13 protein-coding genes and 1 riboswitch are annotated in these 14019 nt (G+C 72.2%); of the genes, 7 read left to right on the top strand and 6 right to left on the bottom strand.

Features of this window, described 5'->3' with window-relative positions; all coding sequences use genetic code 11:
* Window positions 1-33: 33 nt before the first annotated feature.
* From RM704_RS22570 to RM704_RS22550, 5 genes are all read right to left on the bottom strand, one after another.
* Window positions 34-1299, bottom strand: coding sequence for a Cif family virulence factor (locus tag RM704_RS22570; protein ID WP_033528164.1), 1266 nt, complete (start codon window positions 1297-1299; stop codon window positions 34-36).
* Between the two features lie 54 nt (window positions 1300-1353).
* Window positions 1354-2385: a C40 family peptidase gene (locus RM704_RS22565; RefSeq protein ID WP_033528165.1), complete on the bottom strand. Its 1032-nt coding sequence runs from the start codon at window positions 2383-2385 to the stop codon at window positions 1354-1356.
* Window positions 2386-2695: 310 nt separating this feature from the next.
* Window positions 2696-3730, bottom strand: coding sequence for a C40 family peptidase (locus RM704_RS22560; protein WP_033528166.1), 1035 nt, complete (start codon window positions 3728-3730; stop codon window positions 2696-2698).
* Window positions 3731-3989: 259 nt separating this feature from the next.
* Window positions 3990-5333: an NYN domain-containing protein gene (locus tag RM704_RS22555; protein WP_033528167.1), complete on the bottom strand. Its 1344-nt coding sequence runs from the start codon at window positions 5331-5333 to the stop codon at window positions 3990-3992.
* 33 nt (window positions 5334-5366) lie between these two features.
* The gene (locus RM704_RS22550) at window positions 5367-5606 is read right to left on the bottom strand and encodes a hypothetical protein (RefSeq protein WP_033528168.1); all 240 of its coding nucleotides are present in this window, start codon (window positions 5604-5606) and stop codon (window positions 5367-5369) included.
* 197 nt (window positions 5607-5803) lie between these two features.
* On the opposite strand from RM704_RS22550, the gene RM704_RS22545 reads away from it, so the two are divergent.
* From RM704_RS22545 to RM704_RS22515, 7 genes are all read left to right on the top strand, one after another.
* Entirely contained in the window at window positions 5804-6559 is a 756-nt protein-coding gene (locus tag RM704_RS22545; protein ID WP_033528169.1) for a rhomboid family intramembrane serine protease, read from the top strand.
* Entirely contained in the window at window positions 6556-6837 is a 282-nt protein-coding gene (locus tag RM704_RS22540) for an Lrp/AsnC family transcriptional regulator (protein ID WP_033528170.1), read from the top strand. Before RM704_RS22545 ends, RM704_RS22540 begins: the two co-directional genes overlap by 4 nt.
* A gap of 83 nt (window positions 6838-6920) precedes the next feature.
* Window positions 6921-7214, top strand: coding sequence for a hypothetical protein (locus RM704_RS22535; protein WP_033528171.1), 294 nt, complete (start codon window positions 6921-6923; stop codon window positions 7212-7214).
* A complete protein-coding gene (locus RM704_RS22530; protein WP_078937183.1) occupies window positions 7201-8637 on the top strand; it encodes a sensor histidine kinase in 1437 nt (478 codons plus the stop codon). The genes RM704_RS22535 and RM704_RS22530 overlap by 14 nt, the downstream gene beginning before the upstream one ends.
* A gap of 40 nt (window positions 8638-8677) precedes the next feature.
* Window positions 8678-9349: a response regulator transcription factor gene (locus RM704_RS22525; protein ID WP_033528172.1), complete on the top strand. Its 672-nt coding sequence runs from the start codon at window positions 8678-8680 to the stop codon at window positions 9347-9349.
* Window positions 9350-9446: 97 nt separating this feature from the next.
* Window positions 9447-10862 (top strand): SLC13 family permease, encoded by a 1416-nt coding sequence (locus RM704_RS22520; protein ID WP_033528173.1) that lies wholly within the window; start codon window positions 9447-9449, stop codon window positions 10860-10862.
* 64 nt (window positions 10863-10926) lie between these two features.
* On the top strand, window positions 10927-12276 hold the full coding sequence (locus RM704_RS22515; RefSeq protein ID WP_078937184.1) for a glycerate kinase family protein: 1350 nt from the start codon (window positions 10927-10929) through the stop codon (window positions 12274-12276).
* On the opposite strand, the gene RM704_RS22510 is transcribed toward RM704_RS22515, so the two are convergent.
* Entirely contained in the window at window positions 12237-13598 is a 1362-nt protein-coding gene (locus tag RM704_RS22510; RefSeq protein WP_033528174.1) for an aminotransferase class V-fold PLP-dependent enzyme, read from the bottom strand. The two genes, RM704_RS22515 and RM704_RS22510, sit on opposite strands and share 40 nt — an antisense overlap.
* A gap of 119 nt (window positions 13599-13717) precedes the next feature.
* Window positions 13718-13833: riboswitch (SAM riboswitch) on the bottom strand.
* Window positions 13834-14019: the final 186 nt, after the last annotated feature.

The raw sequence follows: 14019 nt of genomic DNA, 5'->3' as shown, positions 1-14019 counted from the left end.
GACAACGCACCCAACGCACCCCCACCCCCACTCTCAACCCAGCTGCACCCGAACGTACTCCCGCCACTCCGCCGTGAACGCCTCGACCGACGTACCCAGCACCTCCTCCAAGGCACCCTCCACCGCCCCCTCCCGCTCCCCGTGCGCCCCGACCGCCCGGTAGAACTCGTCCAGGCGGACCTCACCCCAACGGTCGGCGATCAGGCGGCAGGCCAGCCAGCCGCTCTCGTAGGCCTGGGCGAGTCTCCCGGGGTCGTCGGCGAAGCCGAAGTCGGTGTCGGCCGGGAGGGCGGCCGGGAGCCGTCCCTCCGCCAGCGCACGCCGGAGCTCCGGGGCCACCTCGGAGGCCGTGCGGCCGGTGCCCCGGTAGCCGACCCAGTCCGCGTAGCCCTCGGAGAGCCACAGCGGGGTCGCGGCGTTGGTGTGGGCGCGCGTGGCGACGTGGGTCGTCTCGTGGGTGAGGACGACCTGCTTGCCGAAGTCGCCGAGGACGGCGTACGCGTCCGGGTTGACGACGATCCGGTCGGCCGGTGCCTTCGCCGAGCCCCCCGCCTCCCCGGTGGTGACCGCCGCGATCCCCCGGTACCCGGACGCGGGCGCCCCCAGCAGCCCCGCCATCTCGTCCAGCGACTCCGGTACGACGACCACGACCCGTCGTGCCCAGTCCTCGCCCCACGCCTCCGTCACGGCGGGCACGGCACGGTCCGCCAGCGCCGCGTACGCCCGCAGGAGGTCCGCCGACCGCCCGACCCCCAGCACGAGGCTCCGCTGCCCCCGTACCGCGATGATCCGCCCCTGCTCCCAGAGTTGTTCGGTGCCCTTCGTCGAGGGCTCGTCGGCGGCGACCCGCCACGTCCCGTCGGCATCCTGGACGAGGGTCAGCGTCCGTACGGCGGTGACGGGCGCCTTGTCGTAGCCGCGGATGCCGTAGCGCAGGGCCGCCTCGGCCGTGGCCCGGTCACCGGAGCGGTCGAAGGAGTTGAGCTCGTACGACCAGGAGGACAGCGGCAGACCGCGGAGGTTGGCGAACTCGGCCGCCCCGGTGGCCAGTTGACCGGCGACGGAGGAGTCCGGCGCCTCGGTGGCACGGTAGGCCGCCCCGTCCCGCTCCAGGACCGCCGCGGCCCGCCGGTCCAGCATCCGCTGGACGTCGGCGCGGGCGGCGTCCGGGGCCGCGTTGCCACCGCAGCCGACGAGGAGGGCGAGGGCGAGGGCCGAGGGGACGCCTCCGCGTCCCGGGAGCCCGCGCCGGCCCCCCGACCCGGACCGGGAACGCGTCGTGCGCCTTCGACCAGCCACGTTCCCGATCGTACGGGGGTCCGGCCGCCCTGCGGCGGCCGGGAGCCGAAGCGGTCAGGGGCGGGTGACCGAGGCGACCGGCATCATGCCGACGGGGTCGTAGCGGACCGGGGCGCCCGGGTAGGGGGCGTGGATGACCTGTCCGTTGCCGACGTACATGCCGACATGGCTGGCGTCGGGCCGGTAGGTGACCAGGTCGCCGGGCTGCGCCTGGGAGAGCGGGACCTGCGTGCCGGCGTACCGCTGGGCCTGCGAGGTACGGGGCAGACCGACACCGGCCTGCCCGTACGACCAGACCATGAGGCCGGAGCAGTCGAAGCCGTCGGGGCCGGTGGAACCCCACACGTACGGCTTGCCGAGGGCGGAGCGGGCCGCGGCGACGGCGGCGGCCGCGCGGCCGTTGGGGGCGACGGCGCCGGAGGGTTCGGGCATGTCGGTACGGCCCGAGGCGGTGGAGCGGGAGGCGCGGTCGTACTCGGCGCGCTCCTCGTCCGGGAGGGAGTTGAGCAGCTGCCGGGCCGCCGCGAGCTTGCCCTCGACGCTCCGCTTGTGCCGGGCGACGGCCTTGCGGCTCTTCTCCAGCTCGGTCAGCTTGTCGCCGGCCTCCGCGCGGTTCTGGTCGAGTTCGCGCATGGCCTGCTGGAGGTCGTGGAGTTCGCCCGCCTGGTGGGCGCTGATGCGGTCCAGGGCGGCGGCCCGGTCGAGGTAGTCGTCGGGGTTCTCGGAGAACAGCAGGGTGATCGACGGATCGACGGCGCCGGAGCGGTACTGGGCTCCGGCGAGCGAACCCAGCGACTCCCGCATGGCGTTGACGCGGTCCTGCTGCCGGGCGATCGAGTCCTGTGCGGTGCCGATCTGCTCACGCAGCGCGTCGGCGCGCTCGTCGGCCTTGTTGTACGCCTCGGTGGCCTTCTCGGCCTCCTCGTACAACCGGTCCACCTCGGCGCGGGTGTTGTCGTGCGGCGCGGCGGCGGCCTGCTGGACGGGGATGGCGCCGAGGGCGGCGGCAGCGGCGGACAGCACACCGAGGGCGGCGGCCGCGCCCCGGTCGAACCCGGACGGTACAAGGCGACTGTGGGACACCACGGGAAGCCGCACTCCCTTCGACGGTGGACAGAGACCTCCCCCGGGGCCGGGCACGCCCCCGAGGGGGTGCGCTCACGGCGAGTGAGGGAAGCGCGGCCGACAGTAGCCGCGCGACGGTGCCCCAGCCAAAGACCTTGGCGACAACACAGCGTGACGCCCGACCTGGAACCCAGGTCACCAGCGGGGGAAGGGGTCAGCACGAGGTGCGGGAATTCGCCCGTTCGGGCGGCACTGTGTCCTGATCTTGAAGAAAAACAGGGCCGATCGTCACAGAGTGTGACGATCGGCCCTGTCGGTGGCGAAACGGGTGTCAGGCGACGCGGACACCGAACTGGAAGCTGCCGATGGTGCTCATCGACTCGTAGCGGACGACCTTGCCCGGGTACGGGGCGTGCAGGACCATGCCGTTGCCCGCGTAGAGGCCGACGTGGCCGAGGTCGTTGAAGAACACCAGGTCGCCCGGCTTGAGTGCGTCACGGCCGATCTTCGTGCCGTCGTTCTGCTGGGTGTACGTGGTCCGGCTGATCGAGACACCGGCCTGGGCGTAGGCCCACTGGGTCAGCCCGGAGCAGTCGTAGGAGTTGGGGCCGCTGCCGCCGGAGACATAGGGCTTGCCGACCTGGGTGTCGGCGGCGGCGAGGGCGGCGGCACCCCAGTTGGAGGCGGGCGCCTCGTTGCCGAGGTCGACGCGTTCCCCGGCGTCGCGGCTGGCGCGGGTCTCCTGCTCGTCCAGGGCGGCCTTCTCCTCGGCCGTCAGGGTGTTGAGGAGCTTCTGCGCGGCGGCCAGCTTGCCCTGGACTTCCTTCTTCTTGTCGGCCAGGGTCTCGCGGGTGTCCGCGAGGTCCTCCAGCTTCTCCGTGGCCTCCTGGCGCTGCTGCGCGAGCGTGCGCTGCTTCTCCTGGATCTTCTTGAGCGCCTCGACCTGCTGACCGGTCAGCTGGTCGAGCGTGGCGGCCTTGTCCAGGTAGTCGTCGGGGTCGGCGGAGAGGAAGAGCTGGATCGAGGAGTCGATGCCGCCCGAGCGGTACTGGGCGCTGGCCGCCAGGCCTATGCCCTCACGCAGCTCGTTGAGCTCCTCCTGGCCCTTGGCGACGTTGTCCTGGATCGTGGAGATCTCTTTTTCGAGCTTCTCCTGCTTCTCCTCGGCCCCGTTGAGCTTGTCGGTGGCCCGCCCGGCGTCCTCGTAGAGCTTGTGGACCTTCGCCTGGACGTCGTCCTTGCTCGGCTTCTCGGCGGGCGCGGCATTGGCGGCCTGCGAGCTCAGGGCCACGGCAGCGGCGGCGGCAGAGGTGAGCACGGTCACACGCGCACGGCTCGGCTGCTTGGGTCGACGGTGGGACGCCACGGTAGGTGAACTCCTTCTTGTGAGCGACCGACCGGCGGGGACTCCGGCGACGATCACCCGTTCAGAGGTTTGAGCCCAGACCCTAGTGACCCAATGGTGATCACTTCAAATCCCCCACAGGAAAAATCCCGTCCCAGGGCGCACAATTTACACTCAACGCACATGCGGTAGCGCTCGGTTGACGCTACGTTGCGCAACAGTTCCGTCAATTCGGGCATAGCGAGCGTACGTTACCCTTGGCGCACAGGGCGCCATAAGGTCACGAAAGGCGCTTGAGGAGCACCGCGGAGGCGACCGGCCGGGCCCCCGCCTTGGCGATCCCGTCGGCCACCTCACGGTCGGTGGAGGCGACGATGACCGGCCGGCCGGGCGGTTCGGCGCGCACCAGCTGGCGGATCAACTCGTCGGCCGTGACACCCGGTTTGGAGAACAGCACCCGCACGCCGCGCGGCGGCGCGAGCAGCACGGGCGCGGCCAGCTCCGCCCCGTCGAAGACACAGGTCACCTCGGCGCCGGTCTGCGCGGCGAGCTGGGAGAGCTGCCCGAGGAGCCGGAGCCGCTGCTTCTCCAGCGGCATCTGCGGATAGCCGGTCTTGGTGACGTTGTAGCCGTCGACGACGAGATGGGCCTGCGGCAGCGCCAGCAACTGGTCCAGGATGGCCGGGTCGTTCTCCGACAGCGCGCGGGCGGCGATGTCCTTCGGGGTCATCCGGCCCGGCTCGACCGCGTCCACGGTCTCGGCGGGCCGTACGGAGATCGGCGGCAGTGCCAGCTCCCGCCGCAGGCCCTGGGCCGCGTCCAGCACGGTGTCCAGCAGCAGCCGTACCCGCATGTCCTCGACGCTGCGGCCCTCGCGGGCGGCCCGCCGGGTGGCCTCCAGGGCGGCCTCCGCCTCGCCGAGCCGGGCCTTGAGCCGCCGGGTCTCGCTCTCGGCGGCGGACACCTGGGCGTGGCCCTCGGCGCGCAGGGTCTCCATCTCGGCGTGCAGCTTGCGCAGGGCGGCCTCGCCGCGCTTGACGTCGCTGAGGGCGGCCCGGAGCTTGCGGTGCAGCGAGTCGGCGTCCTTCCTGGCCGATTCCAGCTCCGCGCGCAGCCGTTCCGTCTCGGCCTTCGTGTGGCCGCGGGCCTCGGCGAGCTGCTCGCGCAGCCGCTCCAGTTCGGCCCGGCTCTCCTCGTCGGCGCGCTCGGCGTCCGCGCGCAGGGCCTCCTCGCCGGCGGCGGCGACCAGCTTCACCCAGCCCGTGGGGCGCAGTACGTAGGCCGCGGCCGCCACGTCCAGCGGGTCCGCGGCCGGGGGCGGCGCGCCCGTGTCGAGGGCGCCGGCCAGCTCCGGGTGGGCCTCCCGGAACCGCTCCCCGATCCGCTGTCTGAAGAGCGTGTCGCTCTCCACGGCGGCCGCCATCGCGTTGCCGGCGAACTTCACCCGGCGGTTCGGGGCGAACCGGGCGTACTGCCTGAGCTGGGCGGGCAGTTCGGCGACGGTCAGCCCGCCGAAGCCGTCGGAGACGATCTGCACGACGCGCTTGCGGACACCCTCGGGCAGCGGACGGTCGAGCACCTCAGCGGCGCCGTCGCCCGGCCCCCCGCCTGAGCTCTCCACCATCCGTCACCCCAATGTCTGTGCGGAGCCACTCCCTCAGGAGCCGGCACCCGGCCTGTCCACGAGTTCCACCTGGTCCACGGCGTTGCACCAGCGGCAACGGACCGACTCGATGGTCTCACTGACCACGTTGCGCTCCTCGACCTCGGGCTTCCCGGCGAGGTCGAGGTGAACGTACTCGACGACCTTCGACGAGCGGGTCACGTCGAACCGCGTGAGGTTGCCACAGAGCGTGCAGCGCCAGCGGGTGGTGTCCGTCGGCAGGGGAACCGTCATCGTGGCTGCTCTTCCTTCTTCCAGTCTCCGTGAAGCACCGGCTCCCGGTGCGTGTGGCTCGTAACCCTACGGCCTGACCGGTCCTGGACGCCTGTTCGCCTGCGGTGGCGGCGCGGATTGCCCGCGGGGGCGGGGCCCCTCACCGTCGGCGGCGAGGCGGTCTGTGCGGGTGGGTCCTGTTACGTCATGCTCTGCTCATGATCGGCAAGTGGAGCACCTCGGCCGCCCGGGCCGTACGAAACGAGTCGGCGCCGGTGACGTACGGGCTGATCGCCGTCTGCTGTGCGATCTTCCTGGTCGGACCGGCGGCTGGCCTCAACCCCGTGTACGGCACCGGCGACGAGCTGCTCGCCGCGCAGCGGGCGTACTTCCGCCGCTGGGGCGTCGTCCCCGCCGAGCTGTTCCACGGCCCCCCGCGTGCGGCGCTCGCCCCCCTCACGGCTCTCTTCGTCCACGGCAGCTGGCTGCATCTGCTCGGCAACATGCTCTTCCTCTTCGTCTTCGGGGCGATGGCCGAAGAACGCATGGGCCATGTGGAGTTCGCCCTCTTCTACGTGGGCTGCGGCTATCTCGCGCTGGTGGCGTACGCGGCGGCGCACGCCGGGTCGCCGCAGTCGCTGGTCGGCGCGTCGGGGGCGATCTCGGCGGTCCTCGGCGCGTTTCTCTTCCTGTTCCCCCGGGCGCGGGTGACGAGCCTTCTGCCCTTCCTCTTCTTTCTTCCGTTGCGGTTCCCGGCGTGGGTGACCCTGCCGTTCTGGGTGAGCCTGCAGTGGCTGGCCGCCGGGCGGCAGACCTCGGGGCCGGGGGTCGCCTATCTCGCGCATCTGGTGGGGTTCGGACTGGGGTTCGTCTACGCGTGGGGGCGTTACGGGCGTGGGGCTAGAGTGAAAGCGCCCGTGGATGTTCCGTCGGACGTCCCAGCTCCGGCCCCCGAGGGAGAGAAACAGCCGTGATCACCGCGATCGTGCTCATCAAGACCAGCGTGGACCGGATCCCGGAGATCGCGGAGTCGATCGCCGCGCTCGAATCCGTGAGCGAGGTGTTCTCGGTGACCGGCACCTACGACCTGGTCGCCATGGTCCGGGTGAAGGCCCACGACGACCTGGCCGATGTGATCCCCGGGTCCATCAGCAAGATCCCCGGCGTGCTGGGCACCGACACGCATGTGGCGTTCCGGACGTACTCACAGCACGATCTGGAGGCCGCGTTCGCCATCGGACTGGACGGCTGAGCGCCCACAGGCCGTGCCGAGATGAAGATGTCCTCATCTCGCCCTCATCCGCGCCGACGGGTCCGCTCCGCAGGATCGTCTCCATGGTCTTCTCTCGCCGGATCGCGGCTCTCGCCGCCGTCGTGGCGATTCCGCTCGGGATCGCCGCGACCAGTTTCGCCCTGACCGACAGCCCCGAGGCGCCGAGGGTGCCGTCGAAGGTGGAGTTGGAGAGCGGGTCGCCGAGCCCCACGCCCTCGCGGCCGAAGGCGACGCCCAGTGACGAGGTCGTGTCGCGGCCCCCGGTGACCGACAGCTCCGCGAGTGACGACGATGACGATGCCTCCGAGCAGGACGGCCGGGACGACGCCGACGACGGCCCCGGTGACGACGGCTGACCGACCGCGCGGACGGGTCTCGGCGCGGGTCCGGATCCTGTTGTGGCTGCTGCTCGTGATGACCGTGGCGCTGGCCTCGGTGGCGACGACCACGCGGTCGATCCTCCTGCGGGACGTGGAGCAGCGCGTCAACGACCTGCTCGCGCAGGAGGCCGGGGAGTTCACCAACCTCCAGCAGGAGGGCGTCGATCCGGAGACCGGGCGGCCCTTCACCGAGCCGGCCCGGCTGCTGACCGTCTTCCTGCAACGGCAGAACGCGGACCTCGACGAGGAACTGATCGGGCTCGTCGGCCGCAGCGGACAGTCCCCCCGATGGCTCAGACAGCAGCGGGAGATCGCCGTCGCGCTGCCGCTGTACAAGGACGCCGACGCCCAGCAGAGGATCTTCGACTCGCCCAGCTCCTCGGGAACCCTGGAACGGTCCGCCGGGGAGATCCGCTGGGCGAAGGTGGAGGTGGCCCGGTACGGGGCCTCGGCGGACGCGGCGTTCGTCGTCGCCTTCCATCCGGCGGGCGAGAAGGAACGCGCCGACGAGGTGTTCCGGGTGCTCCTCGCCATCTCCGGGGTCGCCCTGCTGATGACGACCGGTATCGCCTGGGTGGTCGCGGGCCGGATCCTCAAGCCCGTACGGCTGGTGCGGTCCGCCGCGGCCCAGCTCACCGAGCAGGACCTCACCCGGCGCATCCCGGTGCACGGCCGGGACGACGTGGCCGCGCTCGCCGAGACGTTCAACGCGATGCTCGACCGGCTGGAACGCGCGTTCGCCGCACAGCGGGAGTTCGTCGACGACGCGGGCCACGAGCTGCGCACCCCCATCACCATCGTGCGCGGCCATCTGGAGCTGATGGGCGACGATCCCGCCGAGCGCGAGGAGACGGTCCGGCTGGTCACCGACGAACTGGACCGGATGAGCCGCATCGTCGAGGACCTGCTGCTGCTCGCCAAGGCCGAACGGCCCGACTTCGTCAGCCCCGAACCGGTCCAGCTGGCCGAACTCACCGCCGATGTCTACGTCAAGGCCCGCACCCTCGGCGACCGCGACTGGCAGCTCGCCGAAGTGGCCGATCGTGAGGCCGAGTTGGACCCCCAGCGGATCACCCAGGCGATGGTCCAGCTCGCCCAGAACGCCGTGCAGCACACCACCACCGGCCAGATCATCCGCATCGGTTCCCGCGCCGAGGGCGGGTCGATCGAGCTGTACGTCGTCGACTCGGGGCCGGGGGTGCAGCCGCAGGACACCGAGGTGATCTTCGAGCGGTTCCGGCGGGGCACGGCCCGGCGCGGCGCCCGCGGCTCCGGCGCCGGACTCGGTCTGTCGATCGTCCGCGCGATCGCCGAGGCCCACGGCGGCCGGGTCCGGCTGCACCCGACCGAGGGCGGCGGCGCCACCTTCGTCCTGACCCTGGAGGAGGCACACACATGACCACGCGCACCCGGCGCGACGACGGCGAAGGGGCCCTGCCGTGAACCGCATTCTCATCGTCGAGGACGAGGAACGCATCGCCTCGTTCGTGGAGAAGGGCCTGCGCGCGGGCGGCTTCACCACGACCGTGGTCGGCGACGGCGACGCGGCCTACGAGTACGCCCTGACCGGCGGCTTCGACCTGATCGTCCTCGACATCGGACTCCCCGGCCGCGACGGCTTCACCGTCCTGCGCGAGCTGCGCGAGGCCCGGGTGACCGTCCCGGTGATCGTGCTGACCGCCCGCGACTCCGTACGCGACACCGTGGCCGGTCTGGAGGGCGGCGCCGACGACTGGATGACCAAGCCGTTCCGCTTCGAGGAACTGCTCGCGCGGGTCCGTCTCCGGCTGCGCACGGCCGCGCGGGCGCCCGAGGTGACCATGCTGCGCAGCGGCGAGCTGACCCTGGACCTGCGGACCCGGCGGGCGCGCGCCGGGGACCGCTTGGTGGACCTGACCGCGCGGGAGTTCGTCCTGCTGGAACTGTTCCTGCGCCACCCCGGCCAGGTCCTGTCCCGGGAGCAGATCCTGTCCCATGTGTGGGGGTACGACTTCGATCCGGGTTCGAACATCGTGGACGTGTACGTACGGGCACTGAGGAAGAAGCTCGGGGCCGCACAGTTGGAGACCGTGCGGGGAATGGGCTACCGGCTGCCCGCGGCAGCCCCCTGAGGCCGCGGGCAGCCGGACGGGCAGCCGGACCACGACGTGAAGTTTCCTTCATGAACGACTCATCAAGGACTCACCCCCCGACCGAACCCTTGATGACGTGACCCTGAACCTCCGTCTCGCCGCCTCCCTCTGCGTGGCCCTCTCCCTCTGCGCCCTGCTCGCGGTGCCCGGCAATTTCGTCGGCCTGGGCGGCGAGGCCCGCCTGACCCTCGCGGTGTTCGCGCTGGCGACCTGCGCGTGGATCGGCACCGCCATCGACGACACCTACATCGCCCTCGGCGCCGGTCTCGCCCTCACCGTCACGGGAGTGATCAGCGACGACACCCTCTTCGGCACCCTCGGCGACTCGACCGTGTGGCTGCTGATCTGCGCGTTCGTCCTGGCCGCGGCGGTGACCCGGACAGGGCTCGCGGGAAGGGCCGCGGCCTTCCTGGTCAGCGGCGCGCGCACCGTACGACAGCTGACGCACCTGACGACGGCGGCACTCGTGGTGACCGCCTTCGCCGTACCCGCCACCTCGGGCCGCGCCGCCCTCGCGCTGCCCGTGTTCCTGGCCCTCGCCAAGGCGCTGGCCGACCGGAGACGACTGGTCGTGATGCTCGCGCTGCTGTTCCCCACCGTGATCCTGCTGTCCGCGGTGGCGACCCTGATCGGCGCGGGAGCACATCTGATCACCGTGTCGGTGCTGTGGGAGGCGACCGGCGACCGGATCGGTTTCACCGAGTGGCTGCTGCTGGGGCTGCCGCTGGCGATCGTGTCATCCCATCTGGCGGCCGAGGCCGTGCTGTTGACGACGACCCGGCGCGAGGACCGCCGAGGCGCCGTACGCGTCACGGTCGAGGAGATCCAGCTCCACAGCGAGCGGCCGGTGGCCGGCCCGTGGTCGCCCACGGAGTCGCGCTGCGCCCTGCTGCTGGCCACGGTCGTGGTCCTGTGGTGCAGCGAGCCGCTGCACCGGGTCCCCCCGGCCGTGGTCGCGCTGATCGGGGCGGTCGTCGCGTCCTCGCCGGCGCTGGGCACCGTGCGGCTGAAGGACGCGCTGAGGACCGTGCCCTGGTCGATGCTGCTCTTCATGGCCGCCACGATGGCGATGGGCGTGGCGCTCAGCGACTCGGGAGCGGCGAAGTGGCTGGTCTCGGGGTTGCCCTCGGGGCTCACCCCACCGGTCTTCCTGGCGGTGGTGGTGGCGCTGAGCACGGCCGCGCACCTGGTGCTGCAGTCCCGGTCGGCGCGGTCGTCGGTGCTGGTGCCGCTGGTGGTCGCGGCGGCGGTGGGGGCCGGGGTCAACCCGGTCGCCGCCGCGCTGGCCTCCACCGCCGCGGCCGGCTTCTGCCACACCCTCCCGGCCTCCGCCAAGCCGGTCGCCCTCTTCGCCGACCTCCCCGGCACGCCCACCTACACCCCGCGCGACCTGCTCCGCCTCTCCGCCGTCCTGGCGCCGCTGACCGCCGCCCTGGTCCTGCTCTTCGCGGTGGCGGTGTGGCCGCTGGTGGGCGTACCGCTGACTCCGTGACGTCCCTCCCCCGGCGCACCTCTCGATCTCACGTCCCATCGACTCCCCAGGAGCCCTGAGCAGCATGCTGAACCGAGTAGCCGTAGCCCCCAGTGGTTTCAAGGAGTCCCTGTCGGCCGAGGCCGCCGCCGACGCCATCGCGGAAGGCGTCCGCCGGGTGGTGCCCGACGCCGAGGTGGACCTCATCCCTCTGGTGGACGGCGGCGAAGGCACCGCCGCAGCGCTGGCCGCCGCCACCGGGGGCCGTCTGGTCCCCCGGCATGCCACGGGCCCGGTCGGCGAACCGGTCGAGACCCACTTCGCCCTGATCGGTTCCCGCGACCCGGCGACGACGGAGACGGCCGTGGTGGAGATGGCCGCGGTCGCGGGACTCTCCCTCGTCCCGCCCACCCTGCGCGACCCCGGCGCGACGACCACGTACGGCGTCGGCGAACTGATCCGTGCCGCGCTCGACACCGGCGTACGGCGGATCCTGGTCGGCTGCGGCGACTCCGGTACGTCGGACGGCGGGGCCGGTGCGCTCCAGGCGCTGGGGGCGCGGCTCCTGGATGCGGACGGCGTCGAACTACCGCCGGGCGGAAGGGAGTTGTCTCGACTGGACCGACTCGACCCGGCCGGCCTGGACCCCCGCCTGAAGGAAGTGGAGCTGCTCGTCGCCTGCAACCCGTTCAACGTGCTGTGCGGGGAACGGGGAGTCGCCAGGGTCTTCGGCCCGCAGAAGGGGGCTACGCCGGAACAGGTCGAGGGGCTCTCCACGGCCCTGGAGAACTGGGCTCACGTCCTCACCCGCGACCTGCCCGACACCCCGGCCGGCATCGATCTCCGGCACGGCCCCGGCACCGGCGCCTCCGGCGGTCTCGGGGCCGGACTGGCCGCCCTGGGGGCCCGGTTGCTCCCCCGCTTCGAGGTGCTGCTGGGCCATCTGGACCTCGACGCCCGGCTCGCCCGCGCCGACCTGGTCATCACCGCCGAGGGAGCCCTCGACCACCAGACACCGCGCGGCAAGGTCCCCGCCGAGGTGGCCCGCCGGGCCAAGCTGCACGGTCGCCCGGTCCTCGCCCTCGCGGGCACCCTCGGCGAGGGCGCGCACGAGGTGCCCGGCGTGGACGCGTACACCGGCATCCTGCCCGCGCCGATGGCCCTCGCCGAGGCCATGGTCCGCGCGAGCGAACTCCTCACGGACGCCACGGAACGGGCCCTACGGATGATCGTGCTGGGCGCGCGGGTGACGGCGGGCAGCCGGACGACCGACCCTCAGACGGCCGACCGTCGGACAACCGACCGTCGGACAACCGACCGTCATCCGGCCGAACGTCAGACGGCCGAACGTCAGACGGCCGAACGTCTGACGGCCGAACGTCAGACGGCCGAACGTCAGACGGCCGGGACGCAACGCCCGTCCTCCGTGCGGTAGTTCCACTTCGCGCCGTCCCGTACGAGTTCCTTCACCGCGCCGACGAACCGCTCCACGTGCTCGTCGGGGGTCCCCGCGCCGAAGCTCACCCGGATCGCGTTGAGGGAGCGCTCGCCGGGCGCGGCCTCGGGGGCGCCGCACTCTCCCTGGGTCTGCGGGTCGCTGCCGAGGAGGGTGCGGACGAGGGGGTGGGCGCAGAAGAGGCCGTCGCGTACGCCGATGCCGTACTCGGCGGAGAGGGCGGCGGCGAAGTGGGAGCTGTTCCAGCCCTCGACGACGAAGGAGATGACGCCGACGCGCGGGGCGTCGTCCCCGAAGAGGGAGAGGATCCGCACCTCGGGCACCTCGGCGAGTCCGGCGCGCACGGTGTCGATCAGGTGCCGCTCACGCGCGACCAGCGTGTCGAACCCGGCCTCGGTGAGGGCCTTGCAGGCGGAGGCGATGGAGTAGGCGCCGATGACGTTGGGCGAGCCGGCCTCGTGCCGGGCGGCGGTCTCGTGCCACTCGACGTCCAGACCGCCGTCGGTGCGGCGGGTCACCTTGCGGGAGGCGCCGCCGCCGGCGAGGTACGGCTCGGCCGTGGCGAGCCAGTCGGCGCGGCCGGCCAGCACGCCCGACCCGAAGGGCGCGTACAGCTTGTGGCCGGAGAAGGCGACCCAGTCCACGTCCAACTCCTGTACGGAGAGGGGGTGGTGGGGTGCCAGCTGGGCGGCGTCGAGAACGATGCGCGCGCCGTGCGCGTGCGCGGCCGCGGTCAGCTCACGCACCGGCCAGATCTCGCCGGTGACGTTGGAGGCACCGGTGACGCAGACCAGCGCGGGCCCGTGCGGGTCGCGTCCCGCGAGCGCGGTCTCCAGGGTGGTGACGGCCTGCTCCGGCGTCCGGGGCGCGTCCAGGTACGTCACCCGCGCCTTACGCCAGGGCAGCAGGGAGGCGTGGTGCTCGGTCTCGAAGACGAAGACCTGGCAGTCGGTGGGGAGGGCCGCGGCCAGGAGGTTCAGCGAGTCGGTGGTCGACCGGGTGAACACGACCTGGTCCTCGGCCCGGCAGTCGAGGAACTCCGCGACGGTCCTGCGGGAGTTCTCGAAGAGGTCCGTCGACAGCTGGGAGAGGTAGCCGGCACCGCGGTGGACGCTGCCGTAGTAGGGCGCGTAGGCCGCCACGTCGTCCCAGACGCGCTGCAGGGCCGGGGCACTGGCCGCGTAGTCGAGCGCGGCGTAGCTGACCTCGCCGCCGGTGACGAGCGGGACGGTGACATCCCGGCCCAGAACGGGCAGCGGGGCACAAACGGACTGGTCGGCGGCAAGGGTGGAGACAGACATGGCGGGACTCCCGTGAGGAGGCATGCGGAAGGAAGGCATGCGAAAAGAAGAGAAAAGGGTGCGCGGAGGCGGGGCTCGGCGGCCCTATCGCATTCGCTTGCTCACGGAAGACTCCCTCGAAGCCGCGCTTGCCGTAGACCTCGCTGCCTACGGCCCGGTCTTCACCCGGGGCACCCCGCCACGGAAGGAGGGTTGCCGGACAGCCAGCCGGGGCTATGGGCTGTCACTCATGACCTGAGCAGGAACGTACGTGAAGTGATCGGCGTGCCGCAACTCGTGTCCGGATCGCGGGATGGCGCCTGATAGCTCGGGGGTGCGTGTTTCGTCTGCGAGTGCGGGTCCGGTGGGGCTTCTCGCGCAGTTCCCCGCGCCCCTGAAAAGCCGGGGCTGCGCCCCGTGCTTTTCAGGCCCGCAGGGGCCT

It is taken from the genome of Streptomyces gottesmaniae, assembly GCF_031845845.1.
GTDB lineage: Bacteria > Actinomycetota > Actinomycetes > Streptomycetales > Streptomycetaceae > Streptomyces > Streptomyces akebiae.
Note: the sequence above shows the minus strand (reverse complement) of the source record. Positions and strands in the feature narration are given on the sequence as shown.

Coding starts and splice junctions, on each gene's coding strand:
- RM704_RS22550 (WP_033528168.1), bottom strand. CDS start 5,606: ATGACGGTTCCCCTGCCGACGGACACCACCCGCTGGCGCTGCACGCTC.
- RM704_RS22545 (WP_033528169.1), top strand. CDS start 5,804: ATGATCGGCAAGTGGAGCACCTCGGCCGCCCGGGCCGTACGAAACGAG.
- RM704_RS22510 (WP_033528174.1), bottom strand. CDS start 13,598: ATGTCTGTCTCCACCCTTGCCGCCGACCAGTCCGTTTGTGCCCCGCTG.
- RM704_RS22555 (WP_033528167.1), bottom strand. CDS start 5,333: ATGGTGGAGAGCTCAGGCGGGGGGCCGGGCGACGGCGCCGCTGAGGTG.
- RM704_RS22515 (WP_078937184.1), top strand. CDS start 10,927: ATGCTGAACCGAGTAGCCGTAGCCCCCAGTGGTTTCAAGGAGTCCCTG.
- RM704_RS22535 (WP_033528171.1), top strand. CDS start 6,921: ATGGTCTTCTCTCGCCGGATCGCGGCTCTCGCCGCCGTCGTGGCGATT.